Genomic DNA, 14,851 nt, shown 5'->3' with positions numbered 1-14,851 from the left:
ACAGGAAGTACCCGAGTGCTTGATGTGGGCATCAAGGTTATTTTATAAGCATGGATACAAATCAAACGTTAAAAATTAGAATTACGAATAAAAAGAATATTGCAAAGACTTTATTAACAAGTAGACTTGATTACCTTTCGTTAAATAGATTCATAACCTTTGCATAGTCAACAACACCTAATTTTTAATATATAACATATACATTTTTCCATTGTAGCTTACGCAAGCTCATCTTTACTTTACATGCAAACTAAACTCGAACTCTACCAAAAAGTTATCCCCATAGCTCATTTGGGTATATGGGAAGTGAACCTGGCCAAAGGTGAAATTTATTGGAACGCCGTTGTTCGGGACATTCATGAAGTAGACCAAGATTTTTCTCCCAGCCTTGAAAAGGCAATAGAATTTTACGAAGATACTGACGCCATTAGGCAATTAATGGATGATGCCATAAAAACAGAAAATCCTGAAGTGGTCGAATTAAAACTGACTACTGCAAAAGGAAACGTTAAATGGGTTAAGGTTAGAATAAAGGCCGATTTCGAGGACGGCAAATGTACTGTCATGTATGGCTCTATAGAGGATATCACAACGCAGGTTAACCTGGTGAGTAAACTGGCAGAACAGGAAGAACAATTTCACCAGGCATTTGATTACGCCCCCATCGGGATGGCCCTTGTATCTACAAAGGGAGAATGGATTAGGGTTAATAAAATGTTGTGCCAGATTTTGGGCTATAATGAGCGAATTTTATTAAAGCTAACTTTCCAGGACATCACGCATCCGGATGACCTGGATATTGATTTGCAACAAATGTATCAGCTATTAGATGGCAAGATCACTGCATATCAAATGGATAAGCGTTATTTTCATATTGATGGCGGTATTATATGGGTCTCTTTAAATGTTACTTTGGCCCGCGATCAGCAGGGAAAGCCACTGTACTTTGTTTCACAGATTAAAGACATTACAGACCATAAGAGGATGGAAATGGAACGAAGCCGGGCAATGGAAATCATTAGCGCGCAGAACAGCCGCTTGTTAAATTTCGCACATATAGTATCACATAACCTGCGGTCACATGCCGGTAATATACAGATGTTGACAGAAATGATTTTGAGCGAAGAAGACACCGCCGAAAGAGATAGCCTGATCGGGATGCTTGGTATAAACGCGGTTAATTTGCAGGATACACTTGTGCATTTGAATGAGGTTGTTGACGTACATGCCAGTGGTAAACACAGGCTGAAAATGCTAAATCTTGCTAAAGAAATTGAAAAAACAACAGGAGTCTTGTCCGGATCATTAAAAGCTGCAGCGGCAAAGCTTTCTATTGAAGTATCGCCAGAAATTGAATTTGAATTTGATCCTGCTTACCTGGAAAGTATCCTGCTTAATTTATTGACCAACGCCATCAAATACCGCAACCCCGAAAAGTCGCTAAAAATCAATATAAATGCGAAAAGGTTAAAAGATCAGATCATCCTGAGATTTAAAGACAATGGTATGGGGATAGATATGGTTCAAAATGGCAATAAACTTTTTGGGATGTATAAAACCTTTCATGGCAACGATGACGCACGCGGAATAGGCCTGTTCCTGGTTAAAAACCAGGTAGAGGCTATGGGAGGAAACATCATAGCAGAAAGCATTCCTGGCGAGGGAACTACATTTATAATTGAATTCAGGAACTAAATAGTATAAAAAAAAACTGAATGTTTAATCCATTTTAGCGGGAAATACCAGCAGAGGTATTTTTTGTTTATCCAGTGCCTGATGGGCAAGGCTTTGTTTCAACATCCGTATAAAAAATGAATGTTTGTGGTGGATGATGGCAAGCGCATTTGCCTGTTCCTCTTCACATAAGTGATTGAGCCTTTCAACCACCTCTTTCCCCTTAACATTTTTAAAAGTAATATACGGATAGTTTAGTGCCGTCACTTGCTTCATAAACTCTACTTCCCCTTCGTTTGTTGCCGTTCCGAGACTTTCTGATGGCATGATATGCACCAACTCCAGCTTTGTATTGAACAGTTCACCAAGTTTTACCAGGTATTGGAGGCTTTTAATATCTTCAGGGCTAAAGTTGCTTGCAAACACTATTTTGCCAAGCTGTGTTAACTCCATTTTTTCCCTTAAGATCAAAACCGGGCAACTGGCGTGCTCAATTACAGAATAGGTATCACTGCCCGAAAAGATGTGTTCAAAAGCATTGTCAGATCGCGACCCCATCACAATCAACCCGATGTTTTTCTGTTGAACAATTTCATTTACAAGCTCTCCTAAATTTCCTTCCCGGCATAAGGTGCTAATGGCTGGTTTAAATTGCTCCGGATGTACTTTGTTGATCAATGGCTCCAGATGTTTCTGAAAAGTCTGGATGTTGCTTTCGCTATGATCTTCCCAATAAGAGGGGGACTCTCCTCCCCATGGCGCGCCGATATAATAATTGCTCACCGGGATTGTTTGATAAGCATTAAATAATAAAACATCAGCATGGATCATTACGGCAAGATTCAGTGCGGATTGAGCTGCATGAGCAGCATTGTCAGAAAAATCTGTCAGAACAAGGATCGTTTTCATAATTATCAAAATTTATGTAAATCCACCTGGTATTGTGCAGCCGGGTCCTGCCATCAACTGTAGTGATCTGGGTAAGTTTAAATTATCTATTGCAACGTATTCATGGATCAGGATAGGTTCTGAAGCTTCTGTTCTGCAATCATTATTTTATATTGATCACCTGTTCAGAACGAGTTGGCTTCATATACAAATATGCAGTTTATATCAATTTAAAAAAATGATTTCTATCACTTAATCACTTGGTTTATAACGGATAGCGACCTATAAATATTATCTACATGCAGAACCTTGCGGGCAAAAAATCAGTTAACCTGTTTAGCGGCTGTACCCCAACGCAGATTATTTTTCGCGCCTGTTTTATGAAAATACCCGAGAACGGCCATTAACCTAATATACAAACCAAACGAATAGAGCGGGCGCAATTGCTGCTTACTACCACCAACCTGCCTTTTTATGACATAGCAGCCGAAACAGGCTTCGAGAATTTATCCTATTTTCAAGGATCTTTAAAAAGATTACCGGGCAAACCCCAGGTGCTTATAAGAAAAACAGCCTGGTGATGTAAACCACGCGAGCGATGCTGATCGTTAAACATTAAAAACCGTACGGGTATTTAGTTGAAGTCAAATAGTCACTGGCTTTCTTTGATACCTGCGAATAAAACAGTTGAATCGCAGCACTTTAATTTTAACAGGTAAAATTTAATTAGTGTCTCTTTGTTCTTAAACGTTCCCATCTATCCAACGCTTCCTTTTGAAGTATTTTGGTATGCTCTATCGCGATGGCCTGTTCATCTTTTTCGCAAAGCGGCCAATCGGTAGCCAGATGTATTGCTGGCTTTGCTTCATCTTTTTCTTTGCTTTTATCTTTGCTTATTAACATGGTATAAAGAATTAAAGCGCTGGTAAACAGTGCATGGTTAAACGTGAATGGATTTGCGACCGCTTATTTGATCTCGATTGACTGATCAAAATATTCATTTCCTTTTTTATGGCGATGATAATTTTCAGCCTGCCATTAGCATGTGCAGGTTCGATACTCATTGTCATCTTATACTCCCCGGAATTTCCTTTGATTAGACAGATCATCAATGCGGCAATGACCATTAAAATGGGCCGACTAACTGACTCAAGTATTTATAACGTCAGTTCGGTGTATTTCTTTTTGCGCCTATGCCATGTTAACTGTTTCCTAACTACGTAGTAAAGCTGATCCAGGTCAAACGGTTTTTTAAGATAGTCATCAAAACCCAGTTCCCGGTAATGTACATCAATTTGATCATCGCAGCTTAAAGCGACCACTGGCAGGCGCCGGAAATGTGCCTTGATCCACTGGCAAACCTGTTTACCCGAATGATTAAAAAGCCAGCAGTCAAGCAATACAAGCCTTGGGTGATGACGCCTGATCATGTCCAGGACGTTATCATTGCAGTCGGTTAAACTGTAAACCCGAAAGCCCTCCATTTGCAAGGCCTCAGTGACTGCCTCCAAAGTACCGAGATCATTCTCTTGTACCAAGATCGTTTCCATAGACTTTATTTTTTATCAATAAACAATAGAATCACCGGTAAAATAGCATTGGTGTTGATAGATTATAAAAGTTATAATTTAAACGAAGTGCCCGCCCGGTTAGTATATAATTAGGGCAAAAAATAACTCCAAATTAAACCAGATTAACTTTTAATTATGCGAGGTAATATACCAGGCAATGAAAGTATTTAAATGGGCAATTTCGATCAATACAACGCTCATTAATCTACTAAATACAATGAATGAAGGTTTATAAAAAACCGCCCCAATATGGGCAAAAGTGATCGTTTCTTTTTATTCATTTCGCCGACAGGAAATTTTAATTTGCTAAATAAAAGGGCCGGATCAATTTTACCTGATCCAGCCCTTTTTATTTATTATGCAATATCAATTTGCTTATTTATCCCACCAAACCCTGGTATCCAATGCATCAGGACCTTGACGTGAAATAACATTATTATAATTAGTCAGATTTAAATCATGCTCTGTTTGCGGGTATTGCTGTCTGCGCGGAATTTTCTGACCCGGGCTTAATGATCCCGGAACAGGATCAAGCAATTTAGGCAAGCCTGTTCTGCGGTATTCCGCCCATGACTCCCAGCCATTACTTAAAAAGCCTGCGATCCATTTTTGCAGTAATATTTGTTCAAGAGCAGTGTTAGCCGAGAACTTTATGGAAGCTTGCGCCAGGTAAGTTGCAGCATCACCAGCACTTATACCATTCTGCGTTAAAGATGCGGTTATACCCTGATTGTAAAAATCAGCGGCAGCACCATCGCCGCCAGCAATCCAACCTAAGTGAGCAGCCTCAGCCTCCGTAAATAATACCTGGGCATAGGAAGTCCAGATAGTTGGAGAATCCTGATTTGATACAGTCAGGCCTATTAATGATACATTACCCGGTTTATCCCTGGTACCTGCACTATAATCACCAAGTTTATCACCATAGGTACCATAAGGTAAGCCAACGTAGGTTTTAGATACTGTTGGAGCAACGTAAACCGGTAAACGGGGATCATTAAAACCTTGTAATGTATTTACTACCAAACTACTAACCGCATAATCATAGCGATTACGATAGTTATTAAAATATGGATTTTCGTTTGTTTGTGCTGCCAAATAAGTATAAGATACGTTATCCTCGTTTGATATCATCAACCCGCCGGCAACTGCTTTTGCAAATTCGGTACGACCTGTTGCCGGATCTACCTTTGACAACCTTAAAGCCATGATAGCATGCAATGAGTTTGCCCAGTGTTTCCATTTATTGTTGTTACCATGAAATAGAATATCACCTGTTAATGCCGGGCCGTCATCGAATTGCTTTTGGGCTTCATCCAGCTCTTTCATTAAAGATGGATAAATGTCCTTTTGAGCATCAAATACCGGTGAAAAATTAGCTGATCCGCTTAATGCCTGGGTGTAAGGTATATCTCCCCACCTGTCAGTCATTGTCAGATAGATAAATGCGGTAAGTATACGTGCCGAAGCAATCTGGTTATTATTTGAACCGTACCTGGTTGTTGTTTCCAGACTTTTCTTCGCCGGGTCTGTATTTACAGTAATAACCGTTTTCAGATCCTGTAATGGTCCTGTGTAATAGTTTTGATAATCGTATTGTTTTAATGAAAACAATGACTCATTGGTGTAAAACGTTTCAGACAGGTATTGCGAATATAACTCGCCTGCAAAGGAATTGATATTAGTTGTGGCACCAGCTCCGTTTACACCACCCAAAAACTGTATGGCGCTGCTTAGCATATAGCCCGTTTGAGCATTTGGCGATTGGTTGGGATTAACGTTTACATCGCCCCCCACTTTACATGAGGACAGGATAACTACACCGGCCCCAATAATATATTTACTTATATTGAATATTTTTTTCATGATTTTGAGCTTATTAGAAAGTTAGTTTAAGGTTGACGCCTAAATTTCTTGTGTTAGGCAACTGTCCACCTTCATAAAAAGATGTTTGCAGTTGTGACGGATCAACACCTTTAACTTTGGAATAAATTAACCAGGGGTTTTGCGCGGTTACGCCAAAATAAGCCGATTGGAATGGAAGTCTTCCCAGCATTTTTTTAGAAAATGAATAACCTACACTAACTTCTCTTAATTTAACATAAGAAGCATCAAATGTGTATTTTTCCCATATCTGGCTATATACCTGCTCATATAACTGACGGGTATTTACGTAGGTAGTATTAGGAGTGCCATCTGCATGAACGCCCTGTACCAGTGTACCACCGCCATTAGCTACGTCATTACGTACTGGATTTCCTTTTGCATTGTTTCCAACTGTTTCAGCTCCAAGTCCGGATCCGTTTAAGTTTTGCTCAGTAACAGAAACAAATTTTCCGCCTTTCTGAAAATCAAGAGAAAAAGCTACTACTACTCCCTTATAATTAAATGAGTTAGTAAAACCACCGGTATAGCTTGGCAGCATACTACCTAAATTAACAGAATTGTTTACTACAGGCATACCAGTTTGATCAACTACAATGTTGCCTTTAGTATCACGGGTGAAGCCTGAGCCAATGATTTGACCATAAGACTGACCTAATACGCCGTTAACACCAAAGCTTGGAGAACCAACAAATCCAAAGCTTTTTGCACCTGCAGCCTGGTTACCACCAGCAAGGCCATAACCGCCTGCACCATCAGGTGATACCTGTAAGCTGTTTATGCCAGGGAATATTGAAACTACTTTATTACGGTTAAACGCAACGTTGAAATCTGCATTCCAGGTAAATTCTTTTGTTTTTACCGGCGTGCCGCCCAATGTTATTTCTATACCGTTATTTTTAATTTCACCTGCATTAATTACCGCAACCGAATAACCTGAAGTTCCGTTAACTGGTAACGGCAATATCTGGTCTTTGGTATTGCGGGTGTAATAGTTAAAATCAAACCTGATCCTATCTTTTATAAAACGCAGCTCTGTACCTATTTCAAAAGCGGTAGAAAGTGTAGGCCTTAAGTTAGCATTTGGAAGGGTATTTGGTACGGTTTGGATCGGATCTCCTCCGTGTGGAGTTGTAGATAAGTTATAAGTCTGATAAACCTGGTACGGCGAAGCATCAGAACCAATTTTTGCAGCTGATAATCTTAATTTACCAAACGTAAGAATGTCGTTTTTAGGTAAAAGTTCCGAGAAAACAAATGAGCCGGAAAGACCACCATACCAGTAAGAATTATTATTAACAGGCAGCGTAGATGAATTATCATTACGGGCGTTAAAATCAAGATATAAAAAGTCTTTATAGCCAAATGAGGTGTAACCATAATAACTATTAACACGGGTTAAAGCATTATAACTAAGTGCTGTTGGCGCATCAATTGAGTTACCAAGAGTATATAGTCCGGGTATAGCCAAACCGCCGTTAGTATTTCCGCTGGTGTACAGGTAACGATCCTGGCGACTTTCTGCATATAAACCAGCTTTTACTGATAGATCATGAAAAACGTGGCTGTAGTTCAAATTAGCCACATAATTATTCTCTTTATAAGTATACTGGCTTTGTGAATATGAATCCACATTGATAGTACCTGAACCTACTCGTGAATTGTCATCCCTGTTCAAAAGATCTTCCCGGGCCATTACCGAAAGAGAAAGGTCTTTAGTGAACTGGTAAGATGCTGTAAGATTACCGTATATACGATTGCTGTTTGACTTAGAAGTATTTACATAAGCCTCGGTGTACGGATTGTCCCAGTAATGCGGCGAAAGATCATCAGGGCTAATAATATTCCATGATGTATACGTTCCGTCGGCTCTCTTGTAATTTTTCAGCTGACCAATTTCAGTATCCCTGTGAAACCACTGGCTGAATGATCCGGCTGTTTGCGTTCCATAACCTTCCTGGGGAACATTGTTTGAATTGATTTGTGAAAAGTTTACATTGGCGCTTACAGTTAATTTTTTTGTTAACTTAAGTTCGCCATTTAAACCAACGTTATTGCGTTTTTGATCACTGTTAGGCGTAATACCTGTACGTTCAATGTTAGTGTATGAAACCCGGAAGTTATAATTATCACTGGCTTTTGAAAACGCTGCATTTGTATTTGCAGTAACACCTGTACGGTAAAAATCACGAACGTTGTTAGGCTGAGCCACAAAGGGTTTTAATTTACCATAGCCAGGATTAGTTGGATCCCAGAAATACCATGGTGCGTACAAGGTTCCATCAAGTTTAGGACCCCAGCTTTCATCAACACCATAATCATAATATTTAACTCCATTAAAATTTGCATTTGATGCGGGTGAGTTTCCAGGATCATAAGTGTAAGTCTTCCAGTTTAAACTTGTACCACCACCATATTCGTTCTGGTACTCAGGAAGCTGGTAAACTTTTTCAAAGGTTGTTGACTGATTAAATGAAACGCCAACTCCTCTATCAACACCTTTTTTAAGGGAGATAACCACCGCGCCTTCTGACGCACGTTGACCGTATAGCGCAGTAGCTGCCGGGCCCTTTAAAACTGTTAATGATTCAATATCATCATTATTTACTGCATTTGGATCAGTAACCACACCATTAACCACATAAATGGGATTACCGCCCGATAAGGAGTTAACGCCACGGATACGGATTGTAGAAGTGCCAAACTTTGCTCCTGAACCGCCAAGTACCTGTACGCCGGCAATTTTGCCGGCTAAGGCCGTGTTAAGGTCAGATTGCTTTGTTACCGATAAATCATCACCCTTAACCGCCTGGGCAGCATAACCCAATGATTTTTGCTGGCGCGAAATACCTAAAGCGGTAACAATAACCTCATTTAAACCATGGCTGGCCGGTACCAGAACTACGTTTAAATTGCTTTTGTTACCAACAGGAACTTCCTGGGCACTGTACCCAATAAAGCTAAATACAAGTGTTGCATTATTAGCAACATTTAGTGAGTATTTGCCATCTGCACCGGTTTGGGCGCCAATGTTCGTTCCTTTTACTTTTACGCTTACTCCCGGTAGAGGTAAGCCATCATCTTGAGCTGTTACCACACCATTAACGGCATGGCTTTGCGCAAATAGCTGGGTTGCAGCCAATAAAAAATTGCACAAAATAAGTAGTAAACCTTTTTTCATTGAAATAAATTAATTAATAGTTATCCCGGTAAACACAACGGGTACATAGCGCAAAGCAAAATAAAATTTTGCAATATTTCCTACGACTATACTTTGTTAACCTTGACGATTTATTTTATTTAAATGACACAACAAACCATATTTTATTTCGTTATCGGCTGCGCGAAAATCTTCAGCTTAACAGAAAGACGGTTAATTTAATTAACTAAAAAAAAGGGAAAACACGCGAGGTATTTTCCCTTTTCCTTGAGAAGTCAAAATATTAATTACTAACCGATTACTTTAAATTAAAGTAACAAAAGCTTAACAGCAATACAGCCAAAATGATCAATTAAAAAGTCTCCTTTACCAAGATTTCGCTATCAATATTTTCGCCGAAAATTTGAATGAAACTTTGCAGCGGCTGATTAAAATCCAGAAAAACGCCTTAACTATTATGACTTTAATTTGACTCTCTATCCATTTTATTACAAAATAGTTAATCAAAAGGCGGTCAGCAGTTTTTTCATTTAAAAATGAAAACAATGAGCCCTGCGTCCGTTAAAACTGAGAGATGCTATTTAAAATTGGTAAAATTGAGCGGGGATATTAAAAACGAGGTATTTCTGGTCCGTTATATGGATTTTCAAGGGCATACCATATCCTGGTTAACCGGTGTTTCGCATTTCCATCTTTAACATCTGACGTCATCTGTTCGATATTCCTTTTTACAGCTTCTTTAACATCAAGTTGGGTGGTTGCCCTATCAAGGCGTAAGGTTTCAGGTAATGTTGCTGCTTCTAAGTAGGCTATCAGGTCTTGCTCTGTCATGCCGCAAAGTTAAAAAAGCGATTCATTTAATCAGCGAACCCGCTTGCAAATTGAAACTTTCATGTTACAATGTAGCAAATAACGCTAAGTACGGGGATGTGAAATGTGTATAAAAACCAATTAAATATATTGATAAATTTTCCTTAAGGGTTTTAAAAGTAACGCCAACACAGGAAACACAATGTTATTTTTACGCATAGCTTTTAAATCAAAACCCCAGGCTTTAAACCTACTTTTAAAACTTCTATTACTTACGCCACCGCCTAGCATAGCAACCATTATTTTGTTTATATGAAAACATTTGATTTTATGCAGATACATAAACCGTAGCATCAGTTCATAGTCGGCCGCCGAGCCGTATTCCAGGCTATAAAAGCCCAAGTTTTCAAATAAGTTACGTTTGCAATAAAACGTGGGATGCGGGGGCATAAATCCCCAGTTAAAGGAATTAATTACACACTGCTTTGCATTCCATTTCCGGATTGTTTTTCCGTTGAGATTAACATAGTTCAGGTTTCCGTAAACCGCATCAATATCCTGTTGTGTAAATACCTGTGCTACTGTTGATAAAACCTGATCATCAGCCAGGCGATCATCGGCATTAAGAGTACCAACAATTTCGCCAGTAGCTATCCTGATTCCTTTGTTCATGGCATCATATATGCCTTGATCTGGTTCAGAAACAAAAAAATTGATGTGTTTTATATGTTTTTTTATAATACTTACCGTATTGTCGGTTGATCCGCCATCAATAACAATATGCTCAATATCGGGATGTTTTTGGCTGATAACAGATTGGATACATTGCGCTATGGTATCCTGGGCATTATAAACAACGGTAACTAATGAAATCTTCAAACTCTATAAATTGGAAAAAATACGAATCGTTAATACCCGCAAATTATGTATTTTTGGAATCAATGCAGAATTATAAAAATATTTAAGCATAAGTTTTTTGTCCTCATGCGCATAGTAACGTCAATTTTCCCTATTTTTTTAATAGTTCTTATTCTATCTTCCTGCTCAGGTAAGCAGTACCAACCTTTATTTGAACAAAAAACTGTCAATACTGATACAGTATCGCAGAAAAGTTATAACGATTTAAGCAGCTATCGCATAAAATCACAGGATATGCTGCAGATACGAAACCTGCAAAATATTAAATATGTAGTTGATGAAGCGCCTTCATCAAATAGCGGAGGCGGTGGTGGAAGCGCTGGAGCCGGACAAACTTACCAGGTTGACGAAGAAGGCACCGTGGCCCTACCTGTTATTGGCCATGTTGCTGTCGTAGGACTTACACGCACCCAGGCATCAAAACTTATTGAAGACCTTTACCGTAAAAACCTTTTAAAAGATCCCATAATTGAGTTAAAAATCACCAACCTGAGGGTTACCTTACTTGGCGAAATTAAGGGGCAGGGAAATTTTCCATTGGTTAGAGACAAAACCACTTTGATTGAAATGATTGGACAGGCTGGAGGCCTTACAGAGAAGGCTAATATATCAAACGTTAAAATAATTCGTGGAGATCAAAAAAATCCCCAGGTAACCTACGTAGATCTTAGGAACATACAATCAATAAACGATCCGAGGGCTGTACTTCAAAATGGCGATATTGTATATATAGCTCAAAACAAACGCGCCATACGTAATGATAATTTACAAAACGCTTCATCCATTGTACAGCCAATGTTGCTTTTACTGAGTACAGCTTTACTTGTTTTATCGCTTTCCCGCCGCTAATGGAAGAAACAGAAAAATTCCAAAGAAAACTGCCTAACCAGGAAATCGACTATTTCAAGATTGGCAAAGTATTGTTGAGTCGTTGGTATTGGATTGCCGCATCTGTGGGTTTGGCTGTGATTATATCTTATACTTATTTATGGTACACGCCTAAAACGTTTGCAACATCCGGCACATTAAAAATTGAAGAAAGAAAGTCGGAAGTTTCAGATCTTATATCTGTAATGGCAGTGCCCGAACGCGGGCCATCAAAAATACAGAGTATAACTTCGGTATTACAAAGCAGAAATGTAATACTTAGTGCTATAAAAGACATGGACTACCGGGTAAGTTTTTTTATATCCGGCCGCGTACGCACCTCCGAAACATATCCATCAAAGCCATTAAGCATTCAACTTATAAAGTTTGATAGCTTAAACTTTTATCATGATATTATAAGTTACAAACCTATCAACAAACAAATCTTTAGCCTCTCTTATAAAACGGGCGAAAAAGAAACTAAAAACAACTATAGCTATAATGCACCTATAACTATAGGCAATACCAGTTTTACCATAAAATACCCTGGCGCTATTGATAACAGTACAATTTATCTTTTCAAGTTCAATATTCCGGAAGATTATATAGGCAGGGTGCAGGGTGGTTTAAGAGCCGGCGAAACCGGCAAGAATACCAATATTATCTCGCTGCAGGAAACCGACCTTAACCCCCAGTTTGCTGCTGATGTGCTTAACAATATCATGAAGGAGTATGTGATTTTTGACAGAAACCAGAAATCACAGTCGGCATCACAAATGATTGATTTTATTGACAGCCAGCTCTCATTCCTATCCAGTGAAGTAAAAGGATCAGAAAGTTCAATAGAAAAATATAAAAACAAAAACAAAATACTTGATGTAAGCTCTGCCTCAGCTACTTCGGCCAGTAAAGCCGCCGAGATTGAAACAAGAAGATCACTGTTAAAAATTCAGATGATAGCACTTGATCAGCTAACAGATCAAATAACCAAAGAAAAGGATAATGTTACATTAAATTTCAGTTCTGGCGGAACTGATTTACCTGTTTTAAACGCATTAATAGGCAAGTTAGATGTACAGATATCTGAAAGATCAGCCTTATTAAAAACTTATACACCTAATTCTCAACCCCTGCTTGATATTAATCAGCAAATACTTCAAAGTAAACTCACCGCTTTAAATAACATAAAAGGTGTGCGTAACAGTGTCGTAAAAAACATAGCTTATTTGGATAGTCAGTTAGCGCAGATTAACCAAACCATAATGTCATTACCGGCAGCCCAGCGTGATCTTGTTGCTTTACAACGGGATTTCGAGATAAATGATAAGGTATATTCCTTTCTGTCAGAAAAGAAACTGGAAGCTCAGATAAGCCGCGCCGGCATATTACCCGGTGCCACGGTTATTGAATTTGCACAGCCCAATTATAATGCTGTATCACCAAACGAACATGATATCCATCGTTCGGCCATCATTTTGGGTTTGGCAATAGGCCTTGGCCTCATTATTTCAATAAGGATACTTAACCCTTATATTTATGATAAGGAAACCATTGAAAGCCTTACAGTAATACCTATACTGGGGGTTATAAGAAAATATCCGGAACACATTGATGAAAACAGCAGGCAGGTCTTAGTCCTAAGTAAGCCCAGATCCATATTTGCCGAATCGGTTCGTTCGGTGCGTACCAATCTAAGCTTCCTTGCATCAGAAAAGGCCAGTAAAATAATTTGTATAACATCGGAGGTTGCCGGCGAGGGTAAATCATTTGTAGCTGTAAACTTATCAAGTACCCTATCGCTCATTGATAAAAAGGTTATACTTATCGGCGCCGATTTAAGGCGCTCAAGACTCCATAAAACCTTTCATGTACCTAATGACAAAGGCTTAAGCAACTACCTTGCTCACCAAAGCACGCTTGATGAAATTATTCTCCACTCTGAACAGGATAATCTCGATTTTATGGTTTCAGGCCCGGTTCCTCCAAACCCATCAGAATTACTGCACAGCGCCAGGATGATTGCGATGATTGCCGAATTGAAATTAAGGTATGATATTATAATGATTGATACCGCGCCAATCGGCCTGGTATCTGATGCAATCCCCTTAATAAGGATGAGCGATATCAATGTTTTTGTGATCCGATCAGGAAAATCTAAATTTTATGCAGCTACGGTTCCTCAACGCATAGCACAAGAATATCATCTTGATAATACCGTAATTGTACTAAACGCTTTTGAAGAAGACCTTTTACATGCAAGATACTATACTACCAAATTTACCGGCGACAATGCGGGTTCAAGATATTACTATTACTCTGACTATAGCGGATACTCGGGATCTGGCTATTATTTAGATGATGATAAAAATAAATGGTGGGATATAAGGCGATGGTTTAAACAATAAGATGCACTTATTAAAACAATGGAATTAAAGGTAAGTGAAACAACAAAAAAGTGGTATCCTGTTTATACAAACCCTCGTGCCGAAAAAAAAGTATACCAGGCATTAATAAACAAAGGGGTTGAAGCTTACCTGCCGCTGCACCGACAATTAAAACAATGGAGCGATCGCAAAAAATGGGTTGAAGAGCCTTTTCTTAAATCATACATATTTGTTAACATTGCTCAACATGAGCAGGCCGATATATTGATGACAAAAGGCATATCAAGGTTTTTATATTTCATGGGGAAGCCCGCATCAATGCCCAGCCGCCAGATAACAGAGTTAAAGTTATTAATGGCCAGCCCATATGAATTGGAGATTACCGAAGATGATCTGCAGGCGGGAGAAAAAATCATACTCAAAGCAGGTCCATTAAAAGGAATGACCGGGGAAGTAATATCGCAGCGGTCGCAAAAGCAATTGATATTAAGGCTTGAAAGTATAGGATGCTCCATAATTGTCCATGTTGCCGCATCTTATATTGAAAGATTTTAATTGAAATTATTTATTTTAATTAAAAAATATTGATGGCTGATTTTAAATCAGCCATCAATTAATAAAAAAACAGGCCTATACCAATAAGTATAAGTCACTGTTAAATAATAAGTTACAATTAAAAATGTAGTTTACGGGGC

11 protein-coding genes are annotated in these 14,851 nt (G+C 38.8%); 4 read left to right on the top strand and 7 right to left on the bottom strand.

Going from position 1 to position 14,851, the window contains the following annotated elements:
* Nucleotides 1-243: 243 nt before the first annotated feature.
* Nucleotides 244-1,695 (top strand): sensor histidine kinase, encoded by a 1,452-nt coding sequence (locus AC1DYB_RS19775; protein ID WP_477437341.1) that lies wholly within the window; start codon nt 244-246, stop codon nt 1,693-1,695.
* Nucleotides 1,696-1,719: 24 nt separating this feature from the next.
* Here the strand turns inward: AC1DYB_RS19775 and AC1DYB_RS19770 are convergent, their stop codons facing one another.
* The 7 genes from AC1DYB_RS19770 to AC1DYB_RS19740 form a co-directional block, all read right to left on the bottom strand.
* Complete coding sequence (locus AC1DYB_RS19770) at nt 1,720-2,583, bottom strand: universal stress protein (RefSeq protein ID WP_477437339.1); 864 nt, start codon at nt 2,581-2,583, stop codon at nt 1,720-1,722.
* A 705-nt stretch (nt 2,584-3,288) separates the two neighbouring features.
* Nucleotides 3,289-3,465: a hypothetical protein gene (locus AC1DYB_RS19765; RefSeq protein ID WP_295720324.1), complete on the bottom strand. Its 177-nt coding sequence runs from the start codon at nt 3,463-3,465 to the stop codon at nt 3,289-3,291.
* 254 nt (nt 3,466-3,719) lie between these two features.
* Nucleotides 3,720-4,112 carry a response regulator transcription factor gene (locus AC1DYB_RS19760; protein ID WP_295720321.1) on the bottom strand — a complete coding sequence of 131 codons (393 nt, stop codon included), beginning with the start codon at nt 4,110-4,112 and terminating at the stop codon, nt 3,720-3,722.
* 396 nt (nt 4,113-4,508) lie between these two features.
* Entirely contained in the window at nt 4,509-5,999 is a 1,491-nt protein-coding gene (locus tag AC1DYB_RS19755) for a SusD/RagB family nutrient-binding outer membrane lipoprotein (protein ID WP_295720318.1), read from the bottom strand.
* Nucleotides 6,000-6,012: 13 nt separating this feature from the next.
* Complete coding sequence (locus AC1DYB_RS19750; protein WP_477437335.1) at nt 6,013-9,198, bottom strand: SusC/RagA family TonB-linked outer membrane protein; 3,186 nt, start codon at nt 9,196-9,198, stop codon at nt 6,013-6,015.
* Between the two features lie 588 nt (nt 9,199-9,786).
* A complete protein-coding gene (locus AC1DYB_RS19745; RefSeq protein WP_295720316.1) occupies nt 9,787-10,008 on the bottom strand; it encodes a DUF6965 family protein in 222 nt (73 codons plus the stop codon).
* Between the two features lie 120 nt (nt 10,009-10,128).
* Nucleotides 10,129-10,866 carry a glycosyltransferase family 2 protein gene (locus AC1DYB_RS19740; protein ID WP_477437333.1) on the bottom strand — a complete coding sequence of 246 codons (738 nt, stop codon included), beginning with the start codon at nt 10,864-10,866 and terminating at the stop codon, nt 10,129-10,131.
* A 45-nt stretch (nt 10,867-10,911) separates the two neighbouring features.
* On the opposite strand from AC1DYB_RS19740, the gene AC1DYB_RS19735 reads away from it, so the two are divergent.
* Genes AC1DYB_RS19735 through AC1DYB_RS19725 form a run of 3 tightly spaced genes read left to right on the top strand, consistent with a single transcriptional unit; the run spans nt 10,912 to nt 14,711 of the window.
* Complete coding sequence (locus tag AC1DYB_RS19735) at nt 10,912-11,754, top strand: polysaccharide biosynthesis/export family protein (RefSeq protein WP_477437331.1); 843 nt, start codon at nt 10,912-10,914, stop codon at nt 11,752-11,754.
* The gene (locus AC1DYB_RS19730) at nt 11,754-14,177 is read left to right on the top strand and encodes a GumC family protein (protein WP_477437329.1); all 2,424 of its coding nucleotides are present in this window, start codon (nt 11,754-11,756) and stop codon (nt 14,175-14,177) included. The genes AC1DYB_RS19735 and AC1DYB_RS19730 overlap by 1 nt, the downstream gene beginning before the upstream one ends.
* Before the next feature lie 18 nt (nt 14,178-14,195).
* Nucleotides 14,196-14,711 carry a UpxY family transcription antiterminator gene (locus AC1DYB_RS19725; protein WP_477437327.1) on the top strand — a complete coding sequence of 172 codons (516 nt, stop codon included), beginning with the start codon at nt 14,196-14,198 and terminating at the stop codon, nt 14,709-14,711.
* The last annotated feature ends 140 nt before the right edge of the window (nt 14,712-14,851 follow it).

Source organism: Mucilaginibacter sp. P2_A4 (assembly GCF_056405015.1).
The sequence above is the reverse complement of the archived record's forward strand: the minus strand, read 5'-3'. Positions and strand labels throughout refer to the sequence as shown.

What these genes read in the sequence shown, in the direction of transcription:
- AC1DYB_RS19765 (WP_295720324.1), bottom strand. Translation starts at nt 3,465, where the DNA reads ATGTTAATAAGCAAAGATAAAAGCAAAGAAAAAGATGAAGCAAAGCCA.
- AC1DYB_RS19760 (WP_295720321.1), bottom strand. Translation starts at nt 4,112, where the DNA reads ATGGAAACGATCTTGGTACAAGAGAATGATCTCGGTACTTTGGAGGCA.
- AC1DYB_RS19750 (WP_477437335.1), bottom strand. Translation starts at nt 9,198, where the DNA reads ATGAAAAAAGGTTTACTACTTATTTTGTGCAATTTTTTATTGGCTGCA.
- AC1DYB_RS19730 (WP_477437329.1), top strand. Translation starts at nt 11,754, where the DNA reads ATGGAAGAAACAGAAAAATTCCAAAGAAAACTGCCTAACCAGGAAATC.
- AC1DYB_RS19770 (WP_477437339.1), bottom strand. Translation starts at nt 2,583, where the DNA reads ATGAAAACGATCCTTGTTCTGACAGATTTTTCTGACAATGCTGCTCAT.
- AC1DYB_RS19745 (WP_295720316.1), bottom strand. Translation starts at nt 10,008, where the DNA reads ATGACAGAGCAAGACCTGATAGCCTACTTAGAAGCAGCAACATTACCT.
- AC1DYB_RS19755 (WP_295720318.1), bottom strand. Translation starts at nt 5,999, where the DNA reads ATGAAAAAAATATTCAATATAAGTAAATATATTATTGGGGCCGGTGTA.
- AC1DYB_RS19725 (WP_477437327.1), top strand. Translation starts at nt 14,196, where the DNA reads ATGGAATTAAAGGTAAGTGAAACAACAAAAAAGTGGTATCCTGTTTAT.
- AC1DYB_RS19735 (WP_477437331.1), top strand. Translation starts at nt 10,912, where the DNA reads ATGTATTTTTGGAATCAATGCAGAATTATAAAAATATTTAAGCATAAG.
- AC1DYB_RS19775 (WP_477437341.1), top strand. Translation starts at nt 244, where the DNA reads ATGCAAACTAAACTCGAACTCTACCAAAAAGTTATCCCCATAGCTCAT.